General features: G+C 68.6%; 24 protein-coding genes. 7 read left to right on the forward strand and 17 right to left on the reverse strand.

Features of this window, described 5'->3' with window-relative positions; genetic code table 11:
- Positions 1-49: 49 nt before the first annotated feature.
- Positions 50-745, forward strand: a complete 696-nt coding sequence (locus tag DES44_RS16470) for a glutathione S-transferase (protein ID WP_058933673.1) — start codon at positions 50-52, stop codon at positions 743-745.
- Positions 746-846: 101 nt separating this feature from the next.
- Here DES44_RS16470 and pepQ read toward each other — a convergent pair whose 3' ends face one another.
- Together pepQ and DES44_RS16480 are read right to left on the reverse strand one after the other, a co-directional pair.
- Positions 847-2,274 (reverse strand): Xaa-Pro dipeptidase, encoded by a 1,428-nt coding sequence (gene pepQ / locus DES44_RS16475; protein ID WP_083525285.1) that lies wholly within the window; start codon positions 2,272-2,274, stop codon positions 847-849.
- Complete coding sequence (locus DES44_RS16480) at positions 2,271-2,837, reverse strand: 5-formyltetrahydrofolate cyclo-ligase (protein ID WP_058937157.1); 567 nt, start codon at positions 2,835-2,837, stop codon at positions 2,271-2,273. The genes pepQ and DES44_RS16480 overlap by 4 nt, the downstream gene beginning before the upstream one ends.
- A 245-nt stretch (positions 2,838-3,082) precedes the next feature.
- Between DES44_RS16480 and DES44_RS16485 the strand changes: the two genes are divergently transcribed.
- The gene (locus tag DES44_RS16485; RefSeq protein WP_083525283.1) at positions 3,083-3,592 is read left to right on the forward strand and encodes a TfoX/Sxy family protein; all 510 of its coding nucleotides are present in this window, start codon (positions 3,083-3,085) and stop codon (positions 3,590-3,592) included.
- Here DES44_RS16485 and DES44_RS16490 read toward each other — a convergent pair.
- Entirely contained in the window at positions 3,516-3,944 is a 429-nt protein-coding gene (locus DES44_RS16490; RefSeq protein WP_170156686.1) for a DUF2917 domain-containing protein, read from the reverse strand. The genes DES44_RS16485 and DES44_RS16490 overlap by 77 nt on opposite strands.
- 82 nt (positions 3,945-4,026) lie before the next feature.
- On the opposite strand from DES44_RS16490, the gene DES44_RS16495 reads away from it, so the two are divergent.
- The gene (locus tag DES44_RS16495) at positions 4,027-5,016 is read left to right on the forward strand and encodes a LysR family transcriptional regulator (RefSeq protein ID WP_058933671.1); all 990 of its coding nucleotides are present in this window, start codon (positions 4,027-4,029) and stop codon (positions 5,014-5,016) included.
- A gap of 60 nt (positions 5,017-5,076) precedes the next feature.
- Here the strand turns inward: DES44_RS16495 and DES44_RS16500 are convergent, their stop codons facing one another.
- On the reverse strand, positions 5,077-5,673 hold the full coding sequence (locus DES44_RS16500) for a 5-formyltetrahydrofolate cyclo-ligase (protein ID WP_058933670.1): 597 nt from the start codon (positions 5,671-5,673) through the stop codon (positions 5,077-5,079).
- Between the two features lie 11 nt (positions 5,674-5,684).
- Between DES44_RS16500 and DES44_RS16505 the strand changes: the two genes are divergently transcribed.
- Positions 5,685-7,745 (forward strand): lytic transglycosylase domain-containing protein, encoded by a 2,061-nt coding sequence (locus DES44_RS16505; protein ID WP_058933669.1) that lies wholly within the window; start codon positions 5,685-5,687, stop codon positions 7,743-7,745.
- 43 nt (positions 7,746-7,788) lie between these two features.
- Positions 7,789-8,502, forward strand: coding sequence for a glutathione S-transferase family protein (locus DES44_RS16510; RefSeq protein ID WP_198164888.1), 714 nt, complete (start codon positions 7,789-7,791; stop codon positions 8,500-8,502).
- A 72-nt stretch (positions 8,503-8,574) separates the two neighbouring features.
- On the opposite strand, the gene DES44_RS16515 is transcribed toward DES44_RS16510, so the two are convergent.
- A complete protein-coding gene (locus tag DES44_RS16515; protein WP_116001672.1) occupies positions 8,575-8,883 on the reverse strand; it encodes an LPXTG cell wall anchor domain-containing protein in 309 nt (102 codons plus the stop codon).
- 161 nt (positions 8,884-9,044) lie between these two features.
- Here DES44_RS16515 and DES44_RS16520 point away from each other — a divergent pair, with 161 nt between their 5' ends.
- A complete protein-coding gene (locus DES44_RS16520) occupies positions 9,045-10,280 on the forward strand; it encodes a multifunctional CCA addition/repair protein (protein ID WP_058933667.1) in 1,236 nt (411 codons plus the stop codon).
- Here DES44_RS16520 and DES44_RS16525 read toward each other — a convergent pair.
- The 11 genes from DES44_RS16525 to purE all read right to left on the reverse strand — a co-directional run bounded on the left by DES44_RS16525 (position 10,268) and on the right by purE (position 21,954).
- Entirely contained in the window at positions 10,268-11,413 is a 1,146-nt protein-coding gene (locus DES44_RS16525; protein ID WP_058937155.1) for a class I SAM-dependent methyltransferase, read from the reverse strand. The two genes, DES44_RS16520 and DES44_RS16525, sit on opposite strands and share 13 nt — an antisense overlap.
- Complete coding sequence (locus tag DES44_RS16530; RefSeq protein ID WP_058933666.1) at positions 11,410-13,515, reverse strand: putative bifunctional diguanylate cyclase/phosphodiesterase; 2,106 nt, start codon at positions 13,513-13,515, stop codon at positions 11,410-11,412. The genes DES44_RS16525 and DES44_RS16530 overlap by 4 nt, the downstream gene beginning before the upstream one ends.
- Positions 13,512-14,534, reverse strand: coding sequence for a uracil-DNA glycosylase (locus DES44_RS16535; RefSeq protein WP_058933665.1), 1,023 nt, complete (start codon positions 14,532-14,534; stop codon positions 13,512-13,514). The genes DES44_RS16530 and DES44_RS16535 overlap by 4 nt, the downstream gene beginning before the upstream one ends.
- A complete protein-coding gene (rimI, locus tag DES44_RS16540; protein ID WP_058933664.1) occupies positions 14,531-15,028 on the reverse strand; it encodes a ribosomal protein S18-alanine N-acetyltransferase in 498 nt (165 codons plus the stop codon). The genes DES44_RS16535 and rimI overlap by 4 nt, the downstream gene beginning before the upstream one ends.
- 11 nt (positions 15,029-15,039) lie before the next feature.
- On the reverse strand, positions 15,040-15,825 hold the full coding sequence (gene tsaB / locus DES44_RS16545; protein WP_083525281.1) for a tRNA (adenosine(37)-N6)-threonylcarbamoyltransferase complex dimerization subunit type 1 TsaB: 786 nt from the start codon (positions 15,823-15,825) through the stop codon (positions 15,040-15,042).
- Positions 15,826-15,874: 49 nt separating this feature from the next.
- Positions 15,875-16,576, reverse strand: coding sequence for an OmpW/AlkL family protein (locus tag DES44_RS16550; protein ID WP_058933663.1), 702 nt, complete (start codon positions 16,574-16,576; stop codon positions 15,875-15,877).
- A gap of 23 nt (positions 16,577-16,599) precedes the next feature.
- Positions 16,600-18,009, reverse strand: coding sequence for an alpha/beta hydrolase (locus DES44_RS16555; RefSeq protein WP_083525279.1), 1,410 nt, complete (start codon positions 18,007-18,009; stop codon positions 16,600-16,602).
- A gap of 318 nt (positions 18,010-18,327) precedes the next feature.
- On the reverse strand, positions 18,328-19,266 hold the full coding sequence (locus DES44_RS16560; protein WP_058933661.1) for an SGNH/GDSL hydrolase family protein: 939 nt from the start codon (positions 19,264-19,266) through the stop codon (positions 18,328-18,330).
- Positions 19,263-20,312 (reverse strand): L-threonylcarbamoyladenylate synthase, encoded by a 1,050-nt coding sequence (locus DES44_RS16565; RefSeq protein ID WP_232310002.1) that lies wholly within the window; start codon positions 20,310-20,312, stop codon positions 19,263-19,265. The genes DES44_RS16560 and DES44_RS16565 overlap by 4 nt, the downstream gene beginning before the upstream one ends.
- 17 nt (positions 20,313-20,329) lie before the next feature.
- Entirely contained in the window at positions 20,330-21,490 is a 1,161-nt protein-coding gene (locus tag DES44_RS16570; protein ID WP_058933660.1) for a 5-(carboxyamino)imidazole ribonucleotide synthase, read from the reverse strand.
- The gene (purE, locus tag DES44_RS16575; RefSeq protein WP_058937153.1) at positions 21,490-21,954 is read right to left on the reverse strand and encodes a 5-(carboxyamino)imidazole ribonucleotide mutase; all 465 of its coding nucleotides are present in this window, start codon (positions 21,952-21,954) and stop codon (positions 21,490-21,492) included. Before purE ends, DES44_RS16570 begins: the two co-directional genes overlap by 1 nt.
- A 385-nt stretch (positions 21,955-22,339) precedes the next feature.
- Between purE and DES44_RS16580 the strand changes: the two genes are divergently transcribed.
- Positions 22,340-23,296: a tetratricopeptide repeat protein gene (locus DES44_RS16580; RefSeq protein ID WP_058933659.1), complete on the forward strand. Its 957-nt coding sequence runs from the start codon at positions 22,340-22,342 to the stop codon at positions 23,294-23,296.
- An 18-nt stretch (positions 23,297-23,314) separates the two neighbouring features.
- On the opposite strand, the gene DES44_RS16585 is transcribed toward DES44_RS16580, so the two are convergent.
- Positions 23,315-24,082 carry a DeoR/GlpR family DNA-binding transcription regulator gene (locus DES44_RS16585; protein ID WP_058937152.1) on the reverse strand — a complete coding sequence of 256 codons (768 nt, stop codon included), beginning with the start codon at positions 24,080-24,082 and terminating at the stop codon, positions 23,315-23,317.
- Positions 24,083-24,100: the final 18 nt, after the last annotated feature.

A 24,100-nucleotide genomic window follows, 5' to 3' on the forward strand; every position in this document is an offset into this window, starting at 1 on the left:
GCGCCATGCCATGTCCGGCGCTGGAGGAGCCCCTGTCAAAATCCCGCCCATGCAGACCCCGTCCCTGGCAACGCCCTCACCACGGCCCGACGCGGACACCCCGAATCCGCTGCTCTACACCTTCCGCCGCTGCCCCTACGCCATGCGTGCACGGATGGCGCTGCTGCAAGCCGGCTGCGTCTTCGATGCGGTGGAGGTCAGCCTGCGCGACAAGCCCGCCAGCCTGCTGGCCTTGTCCCCCAAAGCGACCGTGCCGGTGCTGCAGTTGCCCGATGGCCGCGTGATCGAGGAGAGCTGGGACATCATGCGCTGGGCACTATCTTCGGAGGATGCCCAGGGCTGGTGGACGCGGGCGCAATCCCCGGACAACCTGGAGGCGCTGCAGCGCAACGACGGTGACTTCAAACACCACCTTGACCGCTGGAAGTACCCGCAGCGCTTTCCGGGCGACGCCGTCACGCCGGACGCCCACCGCGACCGGGCCGTTGATGTGCTGTTGCGGCCGCTGGACGAGCGCCTTCGCACCGCGCCGTTTCTCGGTGGCGCGGATCCCTGCGCGACCGACCTGGCGCTGTTCCCATTCGTCCGCCAGTTCGCGGCCGTGGCGCCAGCCTGGTTCGCAACGCTGGACTTGCCGGCGCTCCCGTCCTGGCTGGACGGCTGGCTGGGTCATCCGCTGTTCATCGCCTGCATGCACAAGCTGCCGGCCGAAGGAGTGAGCCGCTTCCCCCCTCTTGAGCCGTAAGGGACGAACAGGCATGACAACGGGCATGACAACGGCCACTTCACCAAGGGCCCACCGGGGCCCGCCCGATGGGCACAGCCCCTCCCCGCTCGGCCTTGTCGTCAGCTCACCTGCTCAAACGCATCCCGCGTCAGGTTCTCGGGCCCGCCTTCCGCGCGGCACGCCACATCGTCTTCGATCCGCACCCCGCCAAAGGCACTGAGGTGCTTCACCAGCGCCCAATCCACCTGGGCCGCCGCGGGCGTGGCGCGCAGTTTCTCCAGCAGCATCGGAATGAAATACAGCCCCGGCTCGATGGTCACCACCATGCCCGACTGCAGCACGCGCGTCAGCCGCAGATAGGGGTGGCCTTCCGGCTTCGGCAGCGTGCCGCCCTCTTCATCCTTCATGAAGCCGCCGATGTCATGCACCTGCAGGCCCAGCAGATGGCCGATGCCATGCGGCAGGAAGGTGCTGGTGACACGCTGGGCCAGCATCGCCTCTTCGTCCATCTTCACGATGCCCACCTCGCGCAGCACATGCGCGCATTCCGCGTGGGCCGCGAGGTGGATGTCACGATAGTCCGTGCCCGCACGCACCCGGTCCACCAGCCGCAGCTGCGACGCTTCCATCGCATCCAGCAAGGCCTGGAAGGTCGCATCGCCATTGCCGGTCGTGCGGGTGATGTCCGAGGCATACCCGCAGCTGTGCGCCCCGGCATCCACCAGCAGCGACAGCGACTGTGCCGGCGCCACCACATCCTGGTACTGATAGTGCAGCACCGCGCAGTGCTCATTGAGCGCGACGATGTTGCCGTACGGCAGATCTCGCTCGGCCATGCCGACGGCGGTCAGGTAAGCGCGGTGCACCTCGGCTTCCGAGGCCCCCTCGCGGAAGGCACGCTGGGTCGCCAGGTGCCCCTTGGCGCCCAGCACCGAAGCCTCCCGCATGCGCAGCAGTTCGTAAGGCGTCTTGACGGCGCGGGCATAGTGCAGCGCATTCAGCACCGCCGGCGGATTGTTGGGCACCAGCTCGCCCAGGGCGGCATCGGCTTCTCCGATCACCGCTAGGCGCCCCGGCACCTGCAGGTGCGGCAGCGCGTCCTCGGCACGGCGCACGATGATCAGCTCGAAGTGCTCCACCCAGAAGCCGCTGGGCGCCGCGGGCGGTACATGCCAGTAGTCCTCGGGCTGGCAATACACGAGGCGCGGCTTGTGGCCGGGGCGGATCACCAGCCAGCTGTCCGGATGCTGCACCAGCGGCACCCACAGCTTGAAATGCGGATTGGGCTGGAAGACGTAGGGCCGGTCATCCAGGAAAGCGAATTTCTCGACGCCAGACGCAATCACCAGCGCATCAAAGCCGCCGCGCTGCAGCGCATGCTCGCTGCGTCGCTGCTGCTCCGCGAGGTGGTCGGCGTACAGCGCCGACAGGGAGGCGGAACGGGACGCGGACCCGGCGGCGGCTGTCACGCTGGAAGCGTCAGCGGCGACGGGAACGGCGGATGCGGCAGAGGCGCCGGAGAGGGAATGAGATGTGGCGAGCGTCATGCGCGAGGATTCTCCCAGACCAGGCCCATGTCGGTCAGCATGGCATCCAGCCGGACATCGTTCGGAAGGGCGGACAGCGCCGGCTGGAAGCCGTGGCTGTAGCCCAGGCCCACCACCAGCGGCCGCGGTTCAATGCGCGCGATGGTGCGCTTCATGAAGCCGCCGCCGTAGCCCAGCCGGATGCCCCCCGGGCCATACCCCAGGCAAGGCAGCAACAGCAGTTGCGGTTCAAAGGCTTCGGTGTCCTTGGGTTTGGTGATGCCGGTGCCGTCTTCTTCCATCGGGCAGCCGGGGTACCAGATGTGAAAACGCAGCCGCTGCTCATCCCGGTCCACCACCGGCAGTCCGATGCGGCGCTGCGCATCCACCTCGCTCCAGCGGTAGAGCGCAGGCATGGGGTCGAATTCCCCCTTGATCGGCCAATAGGCGGCGATGCGGGACTCCTTGCGGGCCACCAGCCACACCCGCAGCACCCGTTGCAGTTGCTCCGACAGATGCAGGCGGCCGGGCAGGTCCAGGCGTTCCTGGATCAGTTGGTCCCGCAGGGCTCGGCGCTCGGCCAGGGCCTCGGGGGAAGCGCCTGCGCCGGGGTCCGGGGGCACGTCCTGCAACTGGCGTGGCGATTGTTCCGGTGTGCCGCTTGGTGTGGCACTTGGAGTCTGATCCGGCTGGGGGCCCGGCTTGTGGTCCGGCTTATGGTCCGGCGTCGTGTCCTGAGAATCCATCCCGCTCCCGATGTCCCGGACCCCGTGGTCCCGGCTGCGTTGATTGTGGCCGTCCAGCGTGGGCCGCGCTAGAGTGGGCCCCCATGGGAACGACTCGTCCAGACAACGGCTTTGTGGCGCACTGCATGGAATTGCTGGCGGTGCTGGGCCCGATCCGCGCCAAGCGCATGTTCGGCGGTCACGGCCTCTACGCCGACGACATCTTTGTCGCCATCATCACCGGTGACCAGCTCTATCTGAAGACCGACGACCAGACCCGGCCGCGCTTCGAAGCGGCCGGCTGCGCGGAGTTCCGCTATGACCGGCGGGCGAAGGATGGATCGGTCACCACGGCGTCGCTGGGCTACTACCAGCCGCCGGAAGAGGCGCTGGAGTCGGCGGCGCTGATGGCGCCATGGGCGAGGCTGTCGATGGAAGCAGCGCTGCGGTCGGCCAATGCCAAACCCAAGCCCAAGCCCACGCCTAAGGCCAAAGCCAAGCCCAAGCCACCAGCGGCCGAGAAATCGCCCGTGGCACTCAAGCCGTCGTCGGGCGCGGCAGCAACGTCAGCAGCCGGTTCGAGATCCGCGTCGAAAGGCCAGAAACTCCGCTGACCGAATTCGCGCCACGGCGGCTGGCGCACGCCTGCGGCGGCACCAGCAGCTGAAACCGCGCCTGCGGCCAGGCTTCGATCACCAGTTCGGCGCCGTTCGGCAGGTCCAACGCATCCCCGGCTTCCAGCCAGTAATCGTCGGACGGCAGGTCCAGCGCGCCGCGCTGGGTCACCCACACGCGCCCTTCCAGCACCCGCAGTTCCCGCTGGCCAGGACCGATCGGCAGCCGCATGGCTTCTCCGGCTTGCAAATCCCAGGCGCCATCCCGACGGGTCGGGTGGATTGATGACAAATTGGTTAAAGACATGATGTACTCCCATCGCCCCCCGACGCCCGCCAGATTGGGCTTCATCCTCGAAGGCATGGTGGCATCCTAGGGTTGCCCCGGGGCGCGGTCCAATGAGAGTTGGGCTTCGGATTGATAGCATTTGCGCATGAATACCCCCCGCCACCGTCCCCTGAGCATCGGCCCGCTGCGTGCGTTTGAAGCGGTGGCCCGGCGGCTCAGTTTCAGCGGGGCGGCGGAGGAGCTGTTCCTGACCCAGTCCGCGGTCAGCCGGCAAATCCGCGCGCTGGAAGAGGAACTGGGCACGACGCTCTTCCAGCGCGGCACCCGGCATGTGGCGCTGACCGCTGACGGCCAATTGCTGCAAAGCACGGTGGCGCCGCTGCTGGAGCGGCTGGACGGCACGGTGCGGCAGATGCGCCAGACGCGCGGCCGCCGGGTGGTGAACGTGACCACCTTTGCCTCGTTCGCCTCCCTGTGGCTGATCCCCCGGCTGGAGGCCTTCCAGCGGGACCATCCGGACATGGACATCCGCGTCTCCGCCCACGATCAACTGGTGGACCTGGAAGACAGCGAAATCGACATCGCCCTGCGCTATTGCCCGCCGCGCGGCGTGCCGCCGACGGCGCAGCGGCTCTTCGGCGAAGTGCTGACGCCGGTGGTCAGCCCGTGGATGGCCGGTCAGGCCGCGTCGGGCCAGGCGCCGCCCCTGAGCACCGCCGCTGACCTGCGTCACCACACCCTGGCGGAGGAGGACGACCAGCGCCCCAGCGGCCTGTTCCTGAGCTGGCGTCGCTGGCTGGCCGAGCGGGGACTGCCGGACCTGCAGCCGCGCCGCTGGATGTATCTGAATTTCACCTACCAGCAGGTGCAGGCGGCGGTGTCCGGCCAGGCGGTAGCGCTGGCGCGGTTGCCGCTGGTGGCCGAGGCGCTGCAACGCGGGGAGCTGGCTGAACCCTTTGGAGAGACGGGGCGCATGAGCGCGCCGACGGTCTACTGGCTGATGCTGTCCCGGCAAGGCCGGGCCCGCGCGGAGGTGATGGAGTTTGCGCAGTGGATCCTGGAGCAGGCGGCGGGCACGCGCAGCGCCATCGGCGAAGGGGAGCCGCCCAAGGCGGCGCCTTTCAGCGGCGACTGAGCGCACCCCTCCTGCGGCGGCCCGTGGCCGGCGCTGGCCCCTGGCCCGATCAGGGCGCGATCAGGGCGCGATGATCTCGATTTCCGTCAGCACGATGGTCAACGGCTGGTCATGCGGCTGCACCTCGAACGGCACCTCGCAGCAGGCCCAGCCCAGCCCGATGGTGGTGACACCGGGATGTTCTTCCAGCCATCGGTCGAAATAACCGCCCCCGTAGCCGAGCCGGTAGCCCTCGCGGGTGAAACCCAGGCACGGCACCAGCAGCACTTCAGGCACCATCACGGCGCCGTTGGCGGTCGGAATGTCGCATTCATCGCGGCGGGTGGGCGCGCTGCCGTCCCAGCGGTGAAAACTCATGCTCGCCGGTCCCTGGTTCGGTCCCGCCTTTCGGGCGAACGGGAGCGCCAGTTGCAAGGTTGCATCGAGTTTGTGGGCCAGAGCCCAGTCCGCTGCGTTAAATTCACCGTCCAGGGCCCAGTACAGCCCCAGGCTCATTGGCTCCAGTTGCTGCAGCAGGCCTTGGAGCTGTTCACCCAGCCGGTTCTCCGCAAGGCGGGCGTCGGGGCTGGCCCACCATTCCTGGCGACGCGCCCGCAAGGCGCGTCGCAGCTCGTTTCTCTCATGGGGCCAGGTGTTGTCCGTGGGGGAGGCATTCATCGCAGTACGGCATGAAGTTCGCTCGGATCACTGTAACCGCCCTGGCGCTTGGCGCCATCGGCCTGTCGCCGCTTCCTTCCATCGCGCAGGCGCCCACGCCCTTTGCGGTGGTCCCCAATCCGCCGCCGCCCAATGCCGACCTGGTGCTGGACGCGCGCGATGCCTGGCAAAAGCGCGACCGCGCCCGGCTGGCCGCCGACCGCCAGGCCGCCCTGGACCAGCAGCATCCGCTGGCCCCCTGGTTCGACTACTGGGACCTCAACAGCCGTCTGTCCGAAGCCACCCAGCCTGAGGTCAGCGCGTTTTATGCGCGCTGGCCCGGCAGTTACGTGGAAGACCGGCTGCGCAATGACTGGCTGCTGGAGCTGGGCCACCGCCGCGACTGGGCCAACTTCCGGCGCGACCATGCCAGCTACAAGATGCAGGACGACCGGGAAGTCGTCTGTTATGCGCTGCTGGCCGACCCGGCCCTGGAGCGCAGCAAGGAACTGCGCGAGCAGGCCCGCAGCGCCTGGCTCAATCAGCGCGACAGCGACGAAGGCTGCCATCTGCTGGCCACCACGCTGCTGGAGACCGGCAAGCTCAAGGACACCGACGTCTGGCTGAAGATGCGCCAAGCGGTCGAGGCCAACCGGCCGCGGGTCATCAAGCAGGTCAGCGGTCTGTTGACCAAGGCCGAGACCCAGTCCCTGACCGAACTCATGGACAAGCCCGACCGCTATCTCAAGCGCAAGGGCGCCGCCCGGCCGCGTGCGCAGGCGGAACTGACCGCCCTGGCACTGCAGCGCCTGGCGGTGCAGGACCCGTCCACCGCCACCGACGACGTGCAGGCCTGGGCCGCCCGCCTGCCCACCGACCTGGCCGCCTGGGTGTGGGTGCAGTTGGGCCGTCAGGCCGCGCTGCGCCAGCAGGAAGTGGCCAGCGATCGTTTCGATCGTGCCCTGCGCCTGCAGGCCCGGGCCGGTGTGCCGATGGAATGGAGCGACGACACCCTCAGCTGGATTGCCCGGGCCGCCCTGCGCGCGGACGGCGGCAACGGCCGGCCGGAGCAGTTGCTGGAGGCCATCGCCCTGATGAAGCCGTCGGAGCAGCGCGATGCCGCGTGGGTGTACTGGAAGGCCAAGGCCCAGCAGACGCTGGCCGCCAAGGGCCCCGCCGGCGACGCCCAGCGCAAGGAAGCCCTGGACGCGCTGCGCGGCCTGGCCTCTCCCCTGCACTACTACGGCAAGCTCGCCGCTGATGAACTGCGGCTGCGTCTGCCGCTGCCGCCCCAGCCGGCCGACCTCACGCCGCAGGAGCGTGCGGCGGCCCTGTCGATGCCGGGGGTGTCGCGGGCGATGCAACTGCTGGCCGTGGGCCTGCGCAGCGAAGGCCAGCGCGAATGGAACTTCACCATGCGCGGTCTGGGCGACCGGGAGCTGCTGGCCGTCGCCCAGGCGGCCTGTGAGCGCGAACTGTGGGAACGCTGCATCTCCACCAGTGAACGCACTCGCCAGGAGATCGACCTCAACACCCGCTATCCCATGCCCTACCGCGCCGATGTGTTCCGCACCGCCGCCGCGTCGGGGCTGGACCCGACCTATGTCTACGGCCTGATCCGCCAGGAATCGCGCTTCATGATGGATGCCCGCTCGCATGTCGGCGCCTCCGGCCTGATGCAGGTGATGCCGGCCACCGCCAAGTGGACCGCCAAGAAGTTGGGCCTGGACGTGAAGCCGGAGATGCTGCACGACCGGGACGTGAATCTGCGCCTGGGCACTGGCTACCTGAAGCTGGTGCTGGACAGCTTCGACGGCTCGCAGGCCATGGCGGCGGCGGCCTACAACGCGGGCCCCAACCGGCCGCGGCGCTGGCGGGAAGGCTCGACGCTGGATGCCGCCATCTGGACCGAGAACATCCCCATCAACGAGACCCGGGACTACGTGCGCAAGGTGCTGTCCAACGCCACGGTTTATGCCCAGCTGATGGGCCGTGAGGGCGGCACGCAGCTGCGCGAACGCCTGGGCCGCGTCATCGGGCCTGCCGGCACCACGGCCGCCGTGGCCCAGGACCTGCCGGCCAACGGCAACTGACACCCCGCCCATCCCTCCTCCACCATCCCCCGGGAGCGCCTCCATGAGCCTGACCCTGCTGATCGGCAACAAGAACTACTCGTCCTGGTCGATGCGCCCCTGGGTGCTGATGAAGGCGATGGAGATCCCCTTCGAGGAGCGGGCGCTGCGTTTCGATTTCACGCCGGACTCGGCCTTCTACAAGGAGGTTCGCGCCGTGGCGCCGACCGGCAAGGTGCCGGTGCTGGTGGAGGATGGCCTGGCGGTCTGGGACAGCCTGGCGATCGTCGAATACCTGGCGGAGCGTTTCCCGGACCGCGGCGTGTGGCCGACCGACCGGGCCCGGCGCGCCCGCGCACGCACGGTCTGCGCGGAGATGCACAGCGGCTTTGGCGCCTTGCGGTCCCACTGTCCGATGAACATTGATGCGGACCTACAGACGGTGGGCCCGCAACTGCTGGCCCGCGAACCCGCGCTACGTGCCGACCTGGAACGCATCGGCCAGTTGTGGACAGACACCCTGCAGGCCTGTGGCGGCCCCTTCCTCTTCGGCACCTTCAGCGCCGCGGACGCTTTCTTTGCGCCGGTGGTCATGCGCGTCACGCGCTATGGCCTGCCACTGCCCCCGCTCGCCCAGGCGTACGCTCAGCGCCTGGAGGCGACACCGGCCGTGCAGGACTGGGTCGCCGCGGCACTGGCGGAAAAGGATTTTTTGGACTTTGAAGAACCGTACCGGGACGTGAGCGGACCGGTGCCGGTGCTCAAGCCGGTGATCTGAGGCGCAATCCGGCCTCAACAAGGGAAACAGACGGGCGCCAGGAACCCTGGCACCCGTCCGGCCGGGACGGCCTTAATCCTCGCGGCGGCGGCGGACGAGGAAGCCCATGGCCAGAAGGCCACCCAGCATCAACGCTTGCGTTTGCGATTCACTGCCCAGGGAGGGCAGCAACGAATCCGCACCTTCCTGCTCATTAACATCCGGCAACTGGACCGGCTCAGACTGGCTACGCTGGACAAAACTGGACTCAGCCGCCACGGGCTCCGCAGGGAGCTGTGACAACCCGCGGACCGCCGAAGACAGCTTGGGTGGGACCTGCTGTTCCTTGGCGTGGGCGGCGAGACTCAGAAACACCAATCCGAGAGCGACGACTACCTTCATTCATACACTCCCAACTGCTGGTCAACCTGCCTGGCTCGGTGTCTCTCTCGGCCCTTTGGTCCGCTGTAGCGGACACTCATTTGCAGGTGACATGGTGAATATACCTAGCTAGCGTAAATTAACTACCCCCACTGTTGGGGATGCTGCACCGCAACATGAGTATGCAAATGTATCTGGTCGGCGGCGCTGTTCGCGATGCGCTGTTGGGTTTGCCGGTCCAGGACCGGGACTGGGTGGCCGTGGGCGCCGATCCGCAGGCCCTGCTGGACGCCGGTTACCTGCCGGTGGGCAAGGACTTTCCGGTCTTCCTCCATCCCAAAACGCATGAGGAAGTGGCGCTGGCGCGCACCGAGCGCAAGACCGGCTCTGGCTATCGAGGATTCCAGGTGCATGCCGCCCCGGACGTGACGCTGGAGCAGGACCTGGCGCGCCGCGACCTCACCATCAACGCCATGGCCCAGGCCGAGGACGGCTCGCTGGTGGACCCCTACGGCGGCCAGCGGGACCTTCAGGCGCGGGTGCTGCGGCATGTGTCGCAGGCTTTTGTGGAAGACCCCGTCCGCATCCTGCGCCTGGCCCGCTTTGCCGCCCGTTTCAGTGACTTCAGTGTGGCGCCGGAGACCATGACCCTGATGCAGGAGATGGTGAACAACGGCGAAGTGGACGCGCTGGTGCCGGAGCGGGTGTGGCAGGAAATGTCCCGGGGACTGATGGAGGACCGTCCGTCCCGCATGATCGAAGTGCTGCGCGAGTGCGGGGCCCTGGCCCGGCTGGCACCGGCCCTGGACCGTCTTTTCGGGGTGCCGCAGCCACCGGTTCATCACCCGGAGGTGGACACCGGCGCCCATCTGCTGCTGGTGCTGGACCAATGCGCCCGGGTGCAGGCGCCGCTGACGGTGCGCTTTGCGGCGCTCTGCCACGACCTGGGCAAGGGAGACACCCCGGAAGCCGACTGGCCCCGTCATCCGGGCCACGATGCCCGTGGCGTGCCGCTGACCGAGGCCCTGTCCGCCCACTGGCGGGTGCCGACCGAGTGCCGGGACCTGGCCGTGCTGGTCGCCCGCGAGCACATTCACCTCCACAGCAGCCTGGGCTTCAGCCCGGAGGCCCGCCTGCGGCTGCTGGAGCGCTGCGACGCCCTGCGCCGGCCCGACCGCTTCAAGGAGATGCTGCTGGCGTGCGAATGCGATGTGCGCGGCCGCACCGGCATGGAGAACCGGGACTATCCGCAGCGGCCCTGGATGCTGCAGTCCCTCGCGGCGGTGCTGGCGGTGGATACCGCCGCCATCTCGGCACAGGCCCTGGCCGCGGGCCGCAAGGGGCCGGCCATCGGGCAGGCGATCCATCTGGCACGGCTCAACGCCCTGCGGGCGATGGAGCCGGTTCAGAGCATGTAGGACCGGTCGCCGCGCTGGAAGCCGATGGCGTCGAATTCCTCGCCCGGCACAAAGCCAATCACTTTGAACAGCTCGCCCATCTCGTGTTCGGCGATCAGCCGGTGCGCCATGCCGCGCTGCGCCAGGTCGGCGCCTTCCATCAGGTCCACCAGGCCGCAGTTGATCAGGAAGTGCGCCTGGGTGGTGTAGCCCAGCACCGTCAGCCCGGCTTCCTGCCCCGCCAGCGCAATGCCGGTGAAGTTCACATGGGTGGTGATGTCCTTCTGCCCCGGCAGGGACAGCGGATCGGGATCGGCCCGGTGCAGGTGGTGGCACATCAACGTGCCGCCGGTGCGTTGCGGGTGGTAGTACTCCGACTCGGGGAAGCCGTAGTCGATGAAGAAGGCGGCGCCGCGCTTGAGATGGTCGGCCAGGGTGCGGACAAAGGCCTCGGCCTGCGCATGCACCTCGGTGACGGTGCCAGGCACGAAGGTGATGTCGGCTTCCGGCGGCGTGGGCGGCCGTGCGGTGGTGGGCCGGTCCGAGAAACACAGCCCGCCCTGCGCATCCATCTCCACCCCGCGTTCACGCCACTGACTGCCGGTCCAGTGCAGCAGTTGCACCGGCATGGCGTCCAGCAGTTCATTGGCCACGAGCACGCCGTGGATCTCCTGCGGCCACTGGTCCAGCCATTGCACCCGCGGCGCGAAGCGCGCCAGGCGCTGGGCCTGCCGCTGCCGAAGCGTGCCAGACAGGTCCACGATCTGGTAGTGGTCCACCGGTGTGCCCAGGGCATCGAGCGTGTCGATCAACTGCTCGGCCAGGGCACCACTGCCCGCACCGAATTCGATGACGGTGCGGGTGCCGCTGACGGTCAGCGCCTGCGACACCTGCCGGGCCAGGGCCTGGCCAAACAGCGGCGACAGCTCCGGCGCGGTGACGAAGTCCGACCCCTGCTGCGGCATGGTGCCGAACTTGCGCAGGCTGTTGGCGTAATAGCCCAGCCCCGGCGCATACAGCACCAGGCTCATGTAGCGGTCGAACGGCAGCCAGCCGCCGGCCTCCTGGAGGGCCTGCCGCAGCAGGGCCTGCATGGCATCGGCAACGTCTGGATGGGAAGGGAGTTCAGCCGGGGGCTGGGAAGCAGCAGTCATGGGTCGATCCTGGGCAGCGTTGGCCGACCCCGCCGGGCCAGCCATGCTTCGAATTCATCCGCCGGCATGGCGCTGGCAATCACTTCACCCTGCAGCTCATCGCAGCCCCATTCGGCCAGCAGATGCCACTGGCGGGCATTGCGAACGCCCTCGGCCCCGACCCGCAGGCCCAGGCCCTTGGCCATCTGCACCATGGCCCGGGTGATGGCAGCGGCGCCGTTATCGTCCGGCAGCACCGCCACAAAACTCTGGTCGATCTTGAGCTTGTCCAGCGGCAGCCGGGTGAGCTGGTTCAGGGCGGTATAGCCGGTCCCGAAATCATCGATCGAAATCGCCAGCCCCTGGGAGCGCAGCGTCTGCAGCAGCTCGGGCAGGCGCTCGATCTCCTCGGTGAGCATGCGCTCGGTCAGTTCCAGCTCCAGCCATTCGCCGGGCACGCCGGCCGACTTCAGGATCTGGCCCACCGATTTCGAGAAACTGGCCAGGCGGAACTGCATGCTGGAGAGGTTCACGGCAATCGGCACCGAGGCGACGCCGCTGTCATGCCACAACCGGGTCTGGCGCGCGGCTTCGCGCATCACCCACTCGCCCAGCGGCAGCATCAGCCGATGCCTCTCGGCCACCAGGATGAAGGCATCAGGCGTGAGCAGGCCGCGCACCGGATGCCGCCAGCGCAGCAGCGCTTCGGCCCCGACCAATTGACCCGTCTGCGCGTCCACCTGCGGCTGGTAGAACAGCACGAATTCGTCGGCGGTCAGGGCCTGGGCCAGTTCGCCTTCCAGCACCAGGTCGGCATAGGCGGTGGCCGCCATCGCGGGTTCGAAGAACCGGTAGGTGGCGCGGCCGGCCGCCTTGGCCAGGTACATCGCCGTGTCCGCATGCTGCAGCAGGTCTTCCGGCGTCTGCCCATGGTCCGGATAAAGCGCCACGCCGATGGATGGCGTGACCGACAGGTCCCGTCCGTCCGCCCGCACCGGCACCTCCACCACGCTCAGCAGCGCGTTGAGCACCACCAGCACGTCCTTGCGCTGCGTCACATGCTCGAGCAGCACCACGAATTCATCGCCGCCGAATCGGGCCACCAGGTCCCCCGCCCGCAGCCCGGCGCGCAGCCGGTCGGCCACCGTGCGCAGCACCTGGTCGCCTTCCAGATGGCCCAGCGAGTCGTTCACCCGCTTGAAGTTGTCCAGGTCGATGAACAGCAGCGCGGCGCCTTCGCCGCCGCGTGCCAGGCGCTCGCGCAGCCGCTCCATCAGGGTGTTGCGGTTGAGCAGGCCGGTCAGCGCATCGTGATGGGCCAGGTGATGGATGCGGGCCATCGCCTCATGCTGGGCGCGCAGGTCTCGCACCACGCCCATGCGGTAGTGCTGGCCCTGGCAGGTCAAGGTGCGCACGATCAGCTCGACCGGTAGCCGGTGGCCCTGGCCATCGATGACGACGGTTTCGTAATGGGTCTCCTCGCCCGCCTCCATCACCGATCGCACCATGGCCACTTCCTCGGCCGCGACCAGATCCAGCGCCTGGCGGCCCACCAGCGACGACAGTGGCAGCCCGAGCAGCTCGCACAGCGCGGGGTTGGCGTCGGTGATCACACCGTCGCGGTGGAAGACGATGCCCTCCATCGACGCCTGCATGAACTTGGCCATGCGCTCTTCCGACTCCCGCACGGCCAGCTCGGCCTCGCGGTAGCGGGTGATGTCGTTGATCAGCACGAAGGCCGACAGCACTTCCTTGCGGTCAGGCGACAGATGCGGCACCAGGTTGACCTCGATCCAGCGCACCTGGCCGTCCCGGCCCAGCAGCCGCCGCTCATAGTTGGCGCTGACATGCTGGTCCAGCAGCAGCCGCACCTGCGGCTCGATTTCCCGGGCGGCTTCCTCGCCGATCACTTCGCGCACGGTCAGGCCGAGGATGGCGTCCTCGTCCAGGCCAAAGGCCGCGGCATACCGGCGGTTGGCGAACAGACAGGTCAGGTCGTGGGCATCAAACACCGCAATCAGCACCGGCACGTTGTCCGCCAGCAGACGGAACTGGGCGGCCTGATCCTGCGCCGACAGCGTCGGACGGGATCGGCGCGAGGGCGGCGGCGCGGCGTGGGTCATTCAGCCTCCGGACGCCCGCCCCCGGACGCCAGCGTCTGGCGCGCCAGGCACAGGTCTTCCCAGGCCCGGGCCTTGTCCGGCAGATTGCGCAGCAGATACGCCGGGTGATAGGTGACCACCAGCGGCACGCCCTGGTAGCGGTGGACACGGCCCCGCAACCGTCCAATGGCCTCCTGGCTCTGCAGCAGCTGCTGCACCGCGAAGCGGCCCATGGCCAGGATGATGCGGGGCTGGATCAGTTCGATCTGGCGCTGCAGGAAGGGCTCGCACTGCGCGAGCTCGGCGGGGTCCGGATTGCGGTTGCGCGGCGGTCGGCACTTGAGCGTGTTGGCGATGAATACCTGCTGCTCGGGCGGCCCTTCGCCACGGCTCAGGCCCAGGGCGCGCAGCATGTTGTCCAGCAGCTTGCCGGCCGGGCCGACAAAGGGCTCGCCCTGCAGGTCCTCCTGCTCACCAGGCGCCTCGCCGATGATCATCCAGTGCGCCTGCGAATGGCCGACGCCGAAGACGGTGTTCTTGCGGGTCTCGCACAGACCGCAGGCGCGGCACTGCGACACGGCGTCGCGCAGACCGTCCCAGTCGAGGCTGGCGATGGCCTGGCGGGACAGGCCGGTGCGGTCGGCCTGGGTGGTTGCACCGACGGCATCCCCCACGGCCGCGGGCAAGGCGCGGGACAGCACATCGGCCGCCCGCTCGGCGGTCGGCCCCGCCGCGCGTTCCGTCTGCGCTTGCGCCGGTGGCGGTCCGCCAGCGGAGCCTGGCGCCGCGCGATCGGCCGCCCGCGCCTGCACGGGCGCACGCGGCCGCTCGGCCACGGCCACGGCGGCTGACGGGGCCTGGGCAGCAACCCGCTCGCGCGGCACGGCGCCTGGCCGCACGCCGGCCGTCTCGCCATCGGCCGCGTCAGCGCCCGACGCCTCGCCCACCGGGACTGCCTGGGCCGCCCCCACGGAAGGCGGCACCCAGATCTTCAGCCCCATGGCCTCCAGCATCCGGCGTTGACGGTCACTCCAGCTCATGGGCTGCCTCCGGTCAGTCGCAGCGTCATCAGCAGCGCATCCTCTCGGCCGTCGGCGCAGGGGTAATACCCGCGCCGCAGTCCGCTCTGTACAAATCCATAAGCCTCATAAAGACGGCGGGCCCGTTCGTTGCTCACCCGCACCTCGAGCCAGATCTGGAAACAGTCCCGGGCCCGGGCCAGCACCGCCAGCGCGTCCAGCATGCGCCGGGCCAGTCCCTGCCCCTGCAGGTCGGGGGCGACGGTGATGTTGAGCAGGTGCATCTCGTCGATCACCTGCATTGCCAGGAAGTAGCCGCACAGGCGGCCCTGTCCGTCCCGCAGCACGAAGCCGACATAACCGGCGGCCAGTGAGTCGATGAAGTTGCCCCGCGTCCAGGGATGGCTGTAGGCCACGTTCTCGATGGCCATCACCTCGTCCAGGTCGATGGTGCGCAGCGGCTGCAGGGCTTGCAGCGCGGGTGAGAGCAGGATGTCCTTGGCTTGGGCGCTCATGCAACAGCTCCTCAGCCGGCAGTCGGGCCTGCGGGCACAGCGGGGGGTTGCGACTGCGGCTGTGGCTGCGCCGTGGCGGCGGCCTTGTCCGCGGCTCGTTCGGCCGTGGTCTGGGCCACCTTGTCCCGCACATACAGCGGCAGGGCCAGGGCCGGGTCCATCGCCAGGCCCTGTGCCCAGGCCTGCTGGGCGAGCGAGCCCAGCGCACGGGCGCGGGAGCGGGTCTGTTCGATCCGCACGGCAGATCCGGTGTCCAGGCCCAGTGCCAGCAGCGCGGTCCCGGCGACGCAGGCCGGTGGGGAGGCGGCCCAGCGGGCCAGCAGCGGCGCCGGGTCGGTCAGCAGGGGGGCGTCCAGCACCTCCCAGTGCTGGCCATTCCATTGATAGTGGCCGGCGTAGATCTGGCCCATGCGGGCGTCCATGGCCACCCAGATGCGCAGGGTCGATTCAAGCGTGTCCGGTGGCTGCTGCTGCAGTTGCTGTAGCCGGGCGTCTTCCGCCACCAGCATCAGGCTGTCCAGCGCCAGCACCGGCTTGCCGGCCCCAAAGGCCAGGCCCTGGGCGACGGAACAGGCGGTGCGCAGGCCGGTGAAGGCCCCCGGCCCCTGGCCAAAGGCCACCGCGTCCACGTCGGACAGGCTCATGCCGGCGTCCTTCAGCAATTGCAGGGCATCCGGCACCATCCGCTGGGACGCCTGCGCGCCCCCATCGGCATCCACAAAAGCAGAATGGCCCTGACCCAGAAGGGCCAGAGCCATGTGTTCGGTGGAGCTATCCAGGGCCAGTAACACGCTCATGCAGCAAGTGTAGTGGCCCCGGCCGGCCCGGGAAGGGCCTCCCCCTCGTTTAGAAGGAGTAGCCGAGCGACAGCGTGTACACCATCGGGCGGAAATTGATGCGCGTGCGCAGCGTTTCCTCGCCGGTGTTGGTGGTGGTGACGGCGCGCATGTTGCTCTTCACATCCGCATAGGCGGCGGTGCCGACCAGCGACCAGCGCTCGGTGTAGCGCACGGTGAAGCCCACGTGCGCGGCGGCGCCCCAGGAGTTGCTCAGGTAGATCTTGGTGGGACCGCCCGAGATCGCGTCACCGGTGGGGGTGCTGCGAGTCTTCTCGAAGTAGGTGTAGTTCACGCCCAGACCGACGAACGGATAGAGCTTGGGCAGCAACGGACCGAAGTGGTAGTTGACGAAGGCCGTCGGCGGCATCTGCCGCACGACTGCGATCTGGCCTGCATTGCGCAGCACGCCATTGCCATACACCTTGTGCGAGGGCGGCACGCCCAGCACCAGCTCGCCGCTCCAGTTGTCGGCAAAGCGATAGACCAGGCCGAAGCCGGTGGTCGTCTGGTCGCCGACGCGGATCTGCGCGCCCGGTTCCGGGAACTGCTTGGAGCCGCCCGACAGGGCCGCCGCCTTGCTGTTCACGTCGATGTGGGCCAGGCCCACATAGACGGTGGTGGTGCCGACGGCGGCGTCCTGCGCGCTGGCCAGACCGCTCAGGGCCAGCAGGGCAGCGGCGGCGACGAGGGAAATGTTCTTCTTCATCATGGGTCTCCGATTCTTTTTAGACATCAACCGCCGGCGGCCAGCACGCGCTGGAACGAACCGCGAACGACGGCGGTGCAGAACGGAGGCACCAGGGTGCCGTGATAGGCGGCTTGAACGCCTGCAGCGCCCACAGCGGCAGCGCCTGCGTCACCGCTTTGCAAGCCCGCAGCCTTGATCGCCGCGGCGGCCGTTGCGGCCTTGCCTTGCTGGAAACCGCCATAGACGGTGGCGCCCACCGAGCTTGCGTCTTCCACGTTGAAGGCCGTGGCCAGGGCGCCCAGCGACTGCTTGGCCACCGGCGTGTTGACCGTGTAGAACACGGTCGGGTCATTGGCGCCACCGCACAGGAAGACCGGATGCTTCGGCGTCCAGCCCAGCAGCGTGTTGGTCTGCAAGGCCTTGCGGAAGTTGGAGGTGGCGTAACCGGTGCGGAAGCTGTCGGTCAGCAGGCCGCCGGTACCGAACAGCTTGGTGAAGGTGGTGTCCTTCGGCAGCTTGCCGTCTTCCATCAGCTTCGAGACGTCCGTGTCGGTCGGGAACAGGGTCTCGGCCGTAGCGGCATAGGGCGACTGATAAACGTCGGTCGTGGCGCTGTAGATGTTGCCGTAGGCCTTCTGGTAGCTGGTCAGCATCAGGGGCAGGAACAGCGTGGCACCGGCATTCACCTGGCCGCTGGGCGACACGATGGTGTCGCCGAAGCCCACCAGGTTGTAGGGGCCGGACATCGGGCCCGAGGCCGACACGGTGAACTCGCTGGCGTAGTCACGCTCGATCACCTTGTGGGTGGCCATGGCGACGTGGCCGCCTTGCGAGTAGCCGGAAATCAGCAGCTTGCTGGACGGCTGGGTGGTGGTGGCAGCGGAGGCCAGATAGCTCTTGGCCGCGCGCAGGCCGTCGATCATGTCGACCGCCGAGGCTTCCGCATTCAGGTAGGGGGTGTAGTTCAGGCCCGAGCGGTCATAGCCCAGGTAGTTGGGGGCGACCACGATAAAGCCCTGGGCGGCGTAGAAGGCCATCACCAACGACGCCTCGGTATTGGTCGTCACCTGAGCCATGTTGTAGCTCTTGAGCGTGGTGGTGCCGTGGGCATACAGCATCACCGGACGATTGCCGGTGCAGGAGGCATCGGAGCCGCTGGGCAGCAGAACGGCGGTGGAGGCCGTGGCCGGGTTGCCGTTCGGGTCGCGGGTCATGTAGTAGACGTAGTGCACGTCCACGTTGCACTTGGCCGTACCGGTCAGAGCCTGGATGTTCTTGGCGCTGGTGCCGGCGTCGATCTGCGCCGTCGTGGCCTGGCCGCCGAGTTGTCCCAGCAGGACCGCGCCGCGGGCCGGAGGTGCGTCGTCACTCGAAGCTTCGCTGCCGCCGCCGCAGGCGGTCAGCAGCACGGACGCAGCCAGCGTCAGGCCGGCCAAGGGGAAATGGCGATTCATTCAGACTTCTCCAGGGTTGTCTCCGTCGTTTGTGCTCCGGGAGAGAGGCACTAAATCGAACGGTCGTTCGTTTTTGTCAGTGACCACTATAAGCGCAGGGCTCTCTACGTTTTTAAACGTAAAAACCCTGACATGACGACAGCATGCCAGGGTCCTGCGCACATTCAGTGCAAGGTCGCGGCGCAGCCGCAACACATTTCAGTGCAATGTGCGAAGGCGACCAAAGTCGTAGAGGCCATTCACCCAATCGGTGCATGGCGCACGCAATGAAAAAGGGACAGGCATGGCCTGTCCCTTTGGGTGTCGGAGACGGTCCGATCAGAACGGATTGTTCGACGCGCGGGTCTGTGCCAGCGACGCAATGCGGGCCTGCACCGACGGCCCCAGCAGCGTGCTGCTGGCCCACATGTAGGTGGACGCCGAAGCCGCGCTGTTGAGCGTCTTGTCGGTGCACAGCGGCGGCTGGTAGGCGGCCAGGCAGGCCGCTTCCGTCGAGTTGGCCAGGCTGTAGGCGCTGGGGTACTTGGCGGCGGTCTGGGTCAGTTCGTCGGTCAGGATCAGGCCGATCTTGTGGCCGTCATTGAGGACGTTCAGGCGCAGGCCCAGATTGAAGCGGGACGACAGGTCGGACAGCAGCTTGGCGCGGTCGGTGTCGGCATGCGAGGCCCGCTCGGACACGGCGAACGGCGTCACGCCCACGTCCGGAATGGTGGAGATGATCACCTTGCCGCCGGCATTGGCGATGGTGTTGACCGTCGCGGCCAGTGCCTTGCCGCGGGCCTCGGCTTCATCGCCGAGCACCTGCTCGCCCTGCGCGCCGTAGGAGGCGTAGAGCTCCAGGATGTCGTTGACACCCGCCAGCACCGTCACCAGGTCCTTGTTGTTGAAGCCGTCCAGGGCGAATTGCTGGTCGGCCTGACGGGCCACGTCGGCCACCTTCGCGCCAGCGGAGGCATACATCACCGCCGTGGTCGCCGCCAGGTTGGAGGTGTTGCACTGGCTGAAGACCAGGCCGTAGTAGGACGCGAGCGACTGCACCCAGATCGGGTTGGACGAACAGGCGATGGCGCCGGTCGTGGCATCGGTGGCATTGACGGTGTACTTGCTGCCGTCCGAGCGCAGGGCGCTGGTCTCGTCACCGAAGGCAATCAGGCGCGAGGGCCGGAACGGATCGATCTGTGAGCTGCCGCCGCCGCAGGCAGCCAGCATCGCGGTCGCCCCCAGCAGAATCGCCAGGTGGCGCTTCAAACTCTTCATGAATTCTCCAAATCATCAAACTCCGGCGTCGCAAAAGCCGCCGCCGCTCGGGACAAACGATCCCGGATACCGTCCCAGGCCGCATCGGCCGGCGGTGCTTCCACCCAGATCTGCGCCGCACCGGCCGCATCCAGCTGCCGCAGCACCGCAAACAGCTCGCGGGCCACGGCCTTGGCCTGATCGGGCATCGGACGGTGCATGACACCGTCCAGGCCCGCCAGACCGGCATGTCGGGAATATACCGCCAGCCCCGCGGGCAACGGACCGGCCAGCGCCTGCTGCAGCGCCTCGGAATCCAGCAGCCGAACGGTGGCCCGGGGCGCGTAATGGGCCGCGAGGGTCCCCGACGCCTTGGGGGCTGAACGGTCCGGGGCCCGCAGCGGTTCACCAGCGGCCGCTTCCAGCTGGGCCGGCGTGAGCACACCGGGACGCAGCAGGACGGGATGCCCGCGGCTGCAGTCCACGATGCTCGATTCGATGCCGACCTCGCAGGGGCCGCCGTCCAGCACCAGCAGCGCCGGACCGAACTCCTCCGCCACATGGGCCGCCGTGGTCGGGCTGACCCGGCCAAAACGGTTGGCACTCGGGGCGGCCAGTCCTTCCACGCCCAGGTCGCGGCAGGCGGCCATGAGCGCACGCGCCACCGGATGGGATGGGCTGCGCAGGCCGACCGTCGATTGCCCGCCCGCAGCGGCCGCGGCAACGTCGGGCCGGCGCTGCACGATCAGCGTCAAGGGGCCGGGCCAGAATGCCTCGATCAGGCGATGCGCCACGGGCGGCAGGTCCTGCGCGAAATGGCGGGCGCCTTGCTCGTCCAGCACATGGACGATCAGCGGATGGTCGCTCGGACGGCCCTTGGCGGCAAAGATGCGGGCCACCGCCGCATCCTGGTCAGCGCGGGCGGCCAGTCCGTAGACGGTTTCGGTGGGCAGGCCCAGCAGCTGGCCGTCGGCCAGCGTGCGAGCTGCGCGCTCGACCGACGCCGGCGCCTGTCCGTCCAGGACCTGGGTCATGTCCACCGTCATCGGCTGCGTCGGCCCTTCCATGGGAGTCACCACTGCATTCACCACTGCTGGGGCAACCCCAGCAAGGCGCAGGCCTGGCGGGCGCTCTCACGCGCCGCTTCCGGCGTGGCACCGGTCAGGTTCAGATGGCCCATCTTGCGGCCCACACGGGCCTGGGCCTTGCCGTACAGATGCAGCGAAGCACCGGGCAGCGCCAGCACCCCCGCCCAGTCGGGCGTGCGCTCCTCACCTTCTGCGGTGAACCACAGGTCGCCCAGCAGATTGAGCATGACCACCGGCGAATGCAGCCGCGGCTCGCGCAGCGGCAGCCCGGTCATGGCGCGGACCTGCATCTCGAACTGCGACACGTCGCAGGCATTCATCGTGTAGTGGCCGGAGTTGTGCGGGCGGGGGGCCATCTCGTTGACCACCAGACGGCCGTCCTTCAGCACGAAGAATTCGACACACAGCACGCCCACATAGGACAGGCCCTGCGCAATGGCCACAGCGCTTTGCCGCGCCTGGGCCTGCAGGGCCTGCGGCACGTCCGGGGCCGGCACTTCGGTCACGGCGAGGATGCCGTCGCGATGCAGGTTCTGCTGCACCGGATAGGTGACCGCCTGGCCGTCGGCCCCGCGCACCACCAGCACGCTCAGCTCCAGCGCCAGCGGCAGCATCTGCTCCAGCACGCATTCCACGCCGCCGAGCTCCTGGAAGGCGAGGGCCAATTGGGTCCGGTCGGTGACCCGGCGCTGACCCTTGCCGTCATATCCCAGACGGGCGGTCTTGAGGATGCCGGGCAGCAGCTCGTCGCTGACACCCGCCAGGTCGGCCGTGCTGCGCAGCACGGCATACGGGGCGCACGGCACGCCGCTGGCCACGAAATGGGCCTTCTCGCGGGCGCGGTCCTGGCACACGGCCACGGCGCGGCCGGCGGGGGCCACCGTGCGGGTGGCGGCCAGCGAGTCCAGCGCCCGGGCGGGCACGTTCTCGAATTCGGTGGTGATGGCGTGGCAGCGCTGGGCCAGTTGGGCGAGCGCGGCGGCGTCGAGGTAGTCGGCCTTCAGATGGGCCTGCGCGACGGCGCCCGCCGGGCTGGCGGCATCCGGGTCCAGGACCACGCAGGTGTAGCCCAGCGATTGGGCGGCCTGCACGAACATGCGGCCCAACTGGCCGCCGCCCAGCACCCCCAGGGTGGCTTCGCCTGGCAGCAGCGGCATCAGCGCAGCTCCTCGGTCATGGCCGTGGCAGCGGCCGTCTGGCGCTTGCGGAAGGCGTCGAGCTGATCGCGCAGGGCCGGATTGTCCCGGGCCAACATGGACACGACGAACAGGGCCGCATTGCCGGCGCCGGCATTGCCGATGGCAAAGGTGGCCACCGGAATGCCCTTGGGCATCTGGACGATGGAGTGCAGCGAATCGACCCCCTGCAGATGCCGGCTGGCCACCGGCACGCCCAGCACCGGCACCAGCGTCTTGGCGGCCAGCATGCCCGGCAGGTGGGCGGCGCCGCCGGCCCCGGCGATGATGGCCCGCAGGCCCCGGCCTTCGGCCGCTTCGGCGTAGGCGAACATCTCGTCGGGCATGCGATGGGCGGAGACGACCCGGGCTTCGAAGGGCACGCCGAACTCAGTGAGGAGGTCGGCGGCGTGCTTCATGGTCTCCCAGTCGCTGCTGGAGCCCATGACCACGCCGACCAGCGCAGCAGGTTGACCACCGCTGTCACCAGCGCGGTGACCAGCGTTGTGGGGCTTGGGGGTGCTCACGGGGTCGCTGCTCACGGCGTCGTCCTGATTCGTGTAATCCAGAAACCTTGAATTGTAGGCGTCCAACCTCAGTTGGCATGTTTCCGGCGCTTGTCGGGCTGCATCGCGTGCGTGACGGCATCGACATTCCCGTCGCAGGCGTGTTGCAGGCCGCGGCGCATCCGCCCTCCACGCTCCCGGATACAGGCATGCCGGTGCCAGTGGCGGGTTTGACGCAAAATGGCCCGAAACCGGACCGCGGCTTGCCCGGTCCTCCTGTAGCCCCTCCCGAATCGGGCCGTTATGCGGCCAAGTTGAACCCGCCATGACCGACATCACCCTGCAAAACTTCGAAGCCGACCTGCTGCAAGCCTCCATGCAGCAGCCGGTGCTGCTGGACATCTGGGCCCCCTGGTGCGGCCCCTGCCGCACGCTGGGCCCGATGCTGGACAAGCTGGAAGTCGCCTATGCCGGCCGCTTCAAGCTGGCCAAGCTCAACAGCGACGACCAGCCGGAGATCGCCACCCAGCTGAGCCAGGCCTTCGGCGTGCGCTCCATTCCCTTCTGCGTGATGTTTGTCGGCGGCCAGCCGGTGGACGGCTTCGTGGGCGCCCTGCCGGAAGCGCAGATCCGCGAATTCCTGGACCGCCACGTGCCCACCGGCGAAGCGCTGGAAGCCGAGGAAGACCTGGCCGAGGCGCAGGCCCTGATGGAAGAAGGCGACAGCGAAGCCGCGCTGCAAAAGCTTCACGCCGCCGTGCAGGCCGACCCCACGAACGAAACCGCCCGCTTCGACTTGGTCCGCGCCCTGCTGGAAGCCGACCTGCTGGACGACGCCAAGGCGGCCTTCGAGCCGGTGGCCCACCGCGCGGCGGACACCATCACCCCGCATGCCCGTTTTGCCGCGCTGGCCACCTGGATCGCCGCCGCGGAGCGCGCCGCCCAGGGGCTGGACCCGGCGGGCCTGCAAGCCGCCATCGCGGCCAACAAGCGCGACTTCGACGCACGGTTTGCCCTGGCCCAGGGCCTGCTGGCCGGCCGCGATTTCACCGGCGCGATGGATGAGCTGCTGGAAATCATCATGCGGGACAAGACCTGGAACGACCAGCTTGCCCGCAAGACCTACGTGGCCATCCTCGAGCTGATGACCAAGCCGCAGGCCGCCCATGCGGCGACCGCCGACACCAAGGGCGGCCTGCAACTGGCCGGCCCCAGCGCCGTGGCCTCGGCCGACCCGCTGCTGGACCAGTACCGCCGCAAGCTGAGCATGGCGCTGTTCTGACGCCAGCCCGCCCGGCGGTCAGCGCATCACCTCCCCCACCCCGGCCTGCCGGAGCCGCTCCAGCGCCTGCGGGTCGGCGTCGGCATCGGTCACCAGCACATCGATGTCGGTGCAGCGGCAGACCTGCATGCGGCTGCCCTGCCCCAGCTTGCTGGCATCGGCCAGCAGCACGCGGCCACGGGCCTGCGAGAGCATGGCCTGCGCCACCGCCACCTCTTCCCACAGATAGCTGGTGGCCCCCATCGCTGCGTCCAGCGCTGTCGGTGAAATGAAGGCCAGGTCCACCCGGTGTCGGCCGATCTCGGCCACGGTGAAGGCGCCCAGGGTGGCTTGCAGGTCGGCGTGATAGTCCCCGCCCAGCAACATCACCTCATGGTGGCCGGACCCTGCCAGCGCGTCGGCCACCGCCACTGAATTCGTGATCACCCGCAGGGCGGTCAGCCCCGGCGTCTGCGCCAGCACCTGAGCCAGGGCCCGGGTGGTGGAGCCGGCATCGATCAGGCAGGTGCTGCCCGAGCGCAGCAGGCCGGCCGCCACCTGTCCGATGGCGCGTTTCTGGCGCTGGCGCGAGAGGGCACGCTCGGCATAACTGGCCTCCACCGGCACCGCCGCCGGCACCGCGCCGCCATGCACCCGGCTGAGCTTGCCGGTCTGCTCCAGCTCGATCAGATCGCGCCGCACCGTTTCCTTGGACACCCCCAGCTCGCGCGCCGCCGTCTCGGTGGTGACGCGATGCCGCTCGCTGAGCATCGCAAGAATCCTGTCGTGTCGTTCCTGGGACCACATGTCGGGCTCTGTCTCCTG

Origin of the sequence: Roseateles depolymerans (genome assembly GCF_003387155.1) — a bacterium.
In the GTDB taxonomy this organism is placed as follows: Bacteria; Pseudomonadota; Gammaproteobacteria; order Burkholderiales; family Burkholderiaceae_C; genus Roseateles; species Roseateles depolymerans.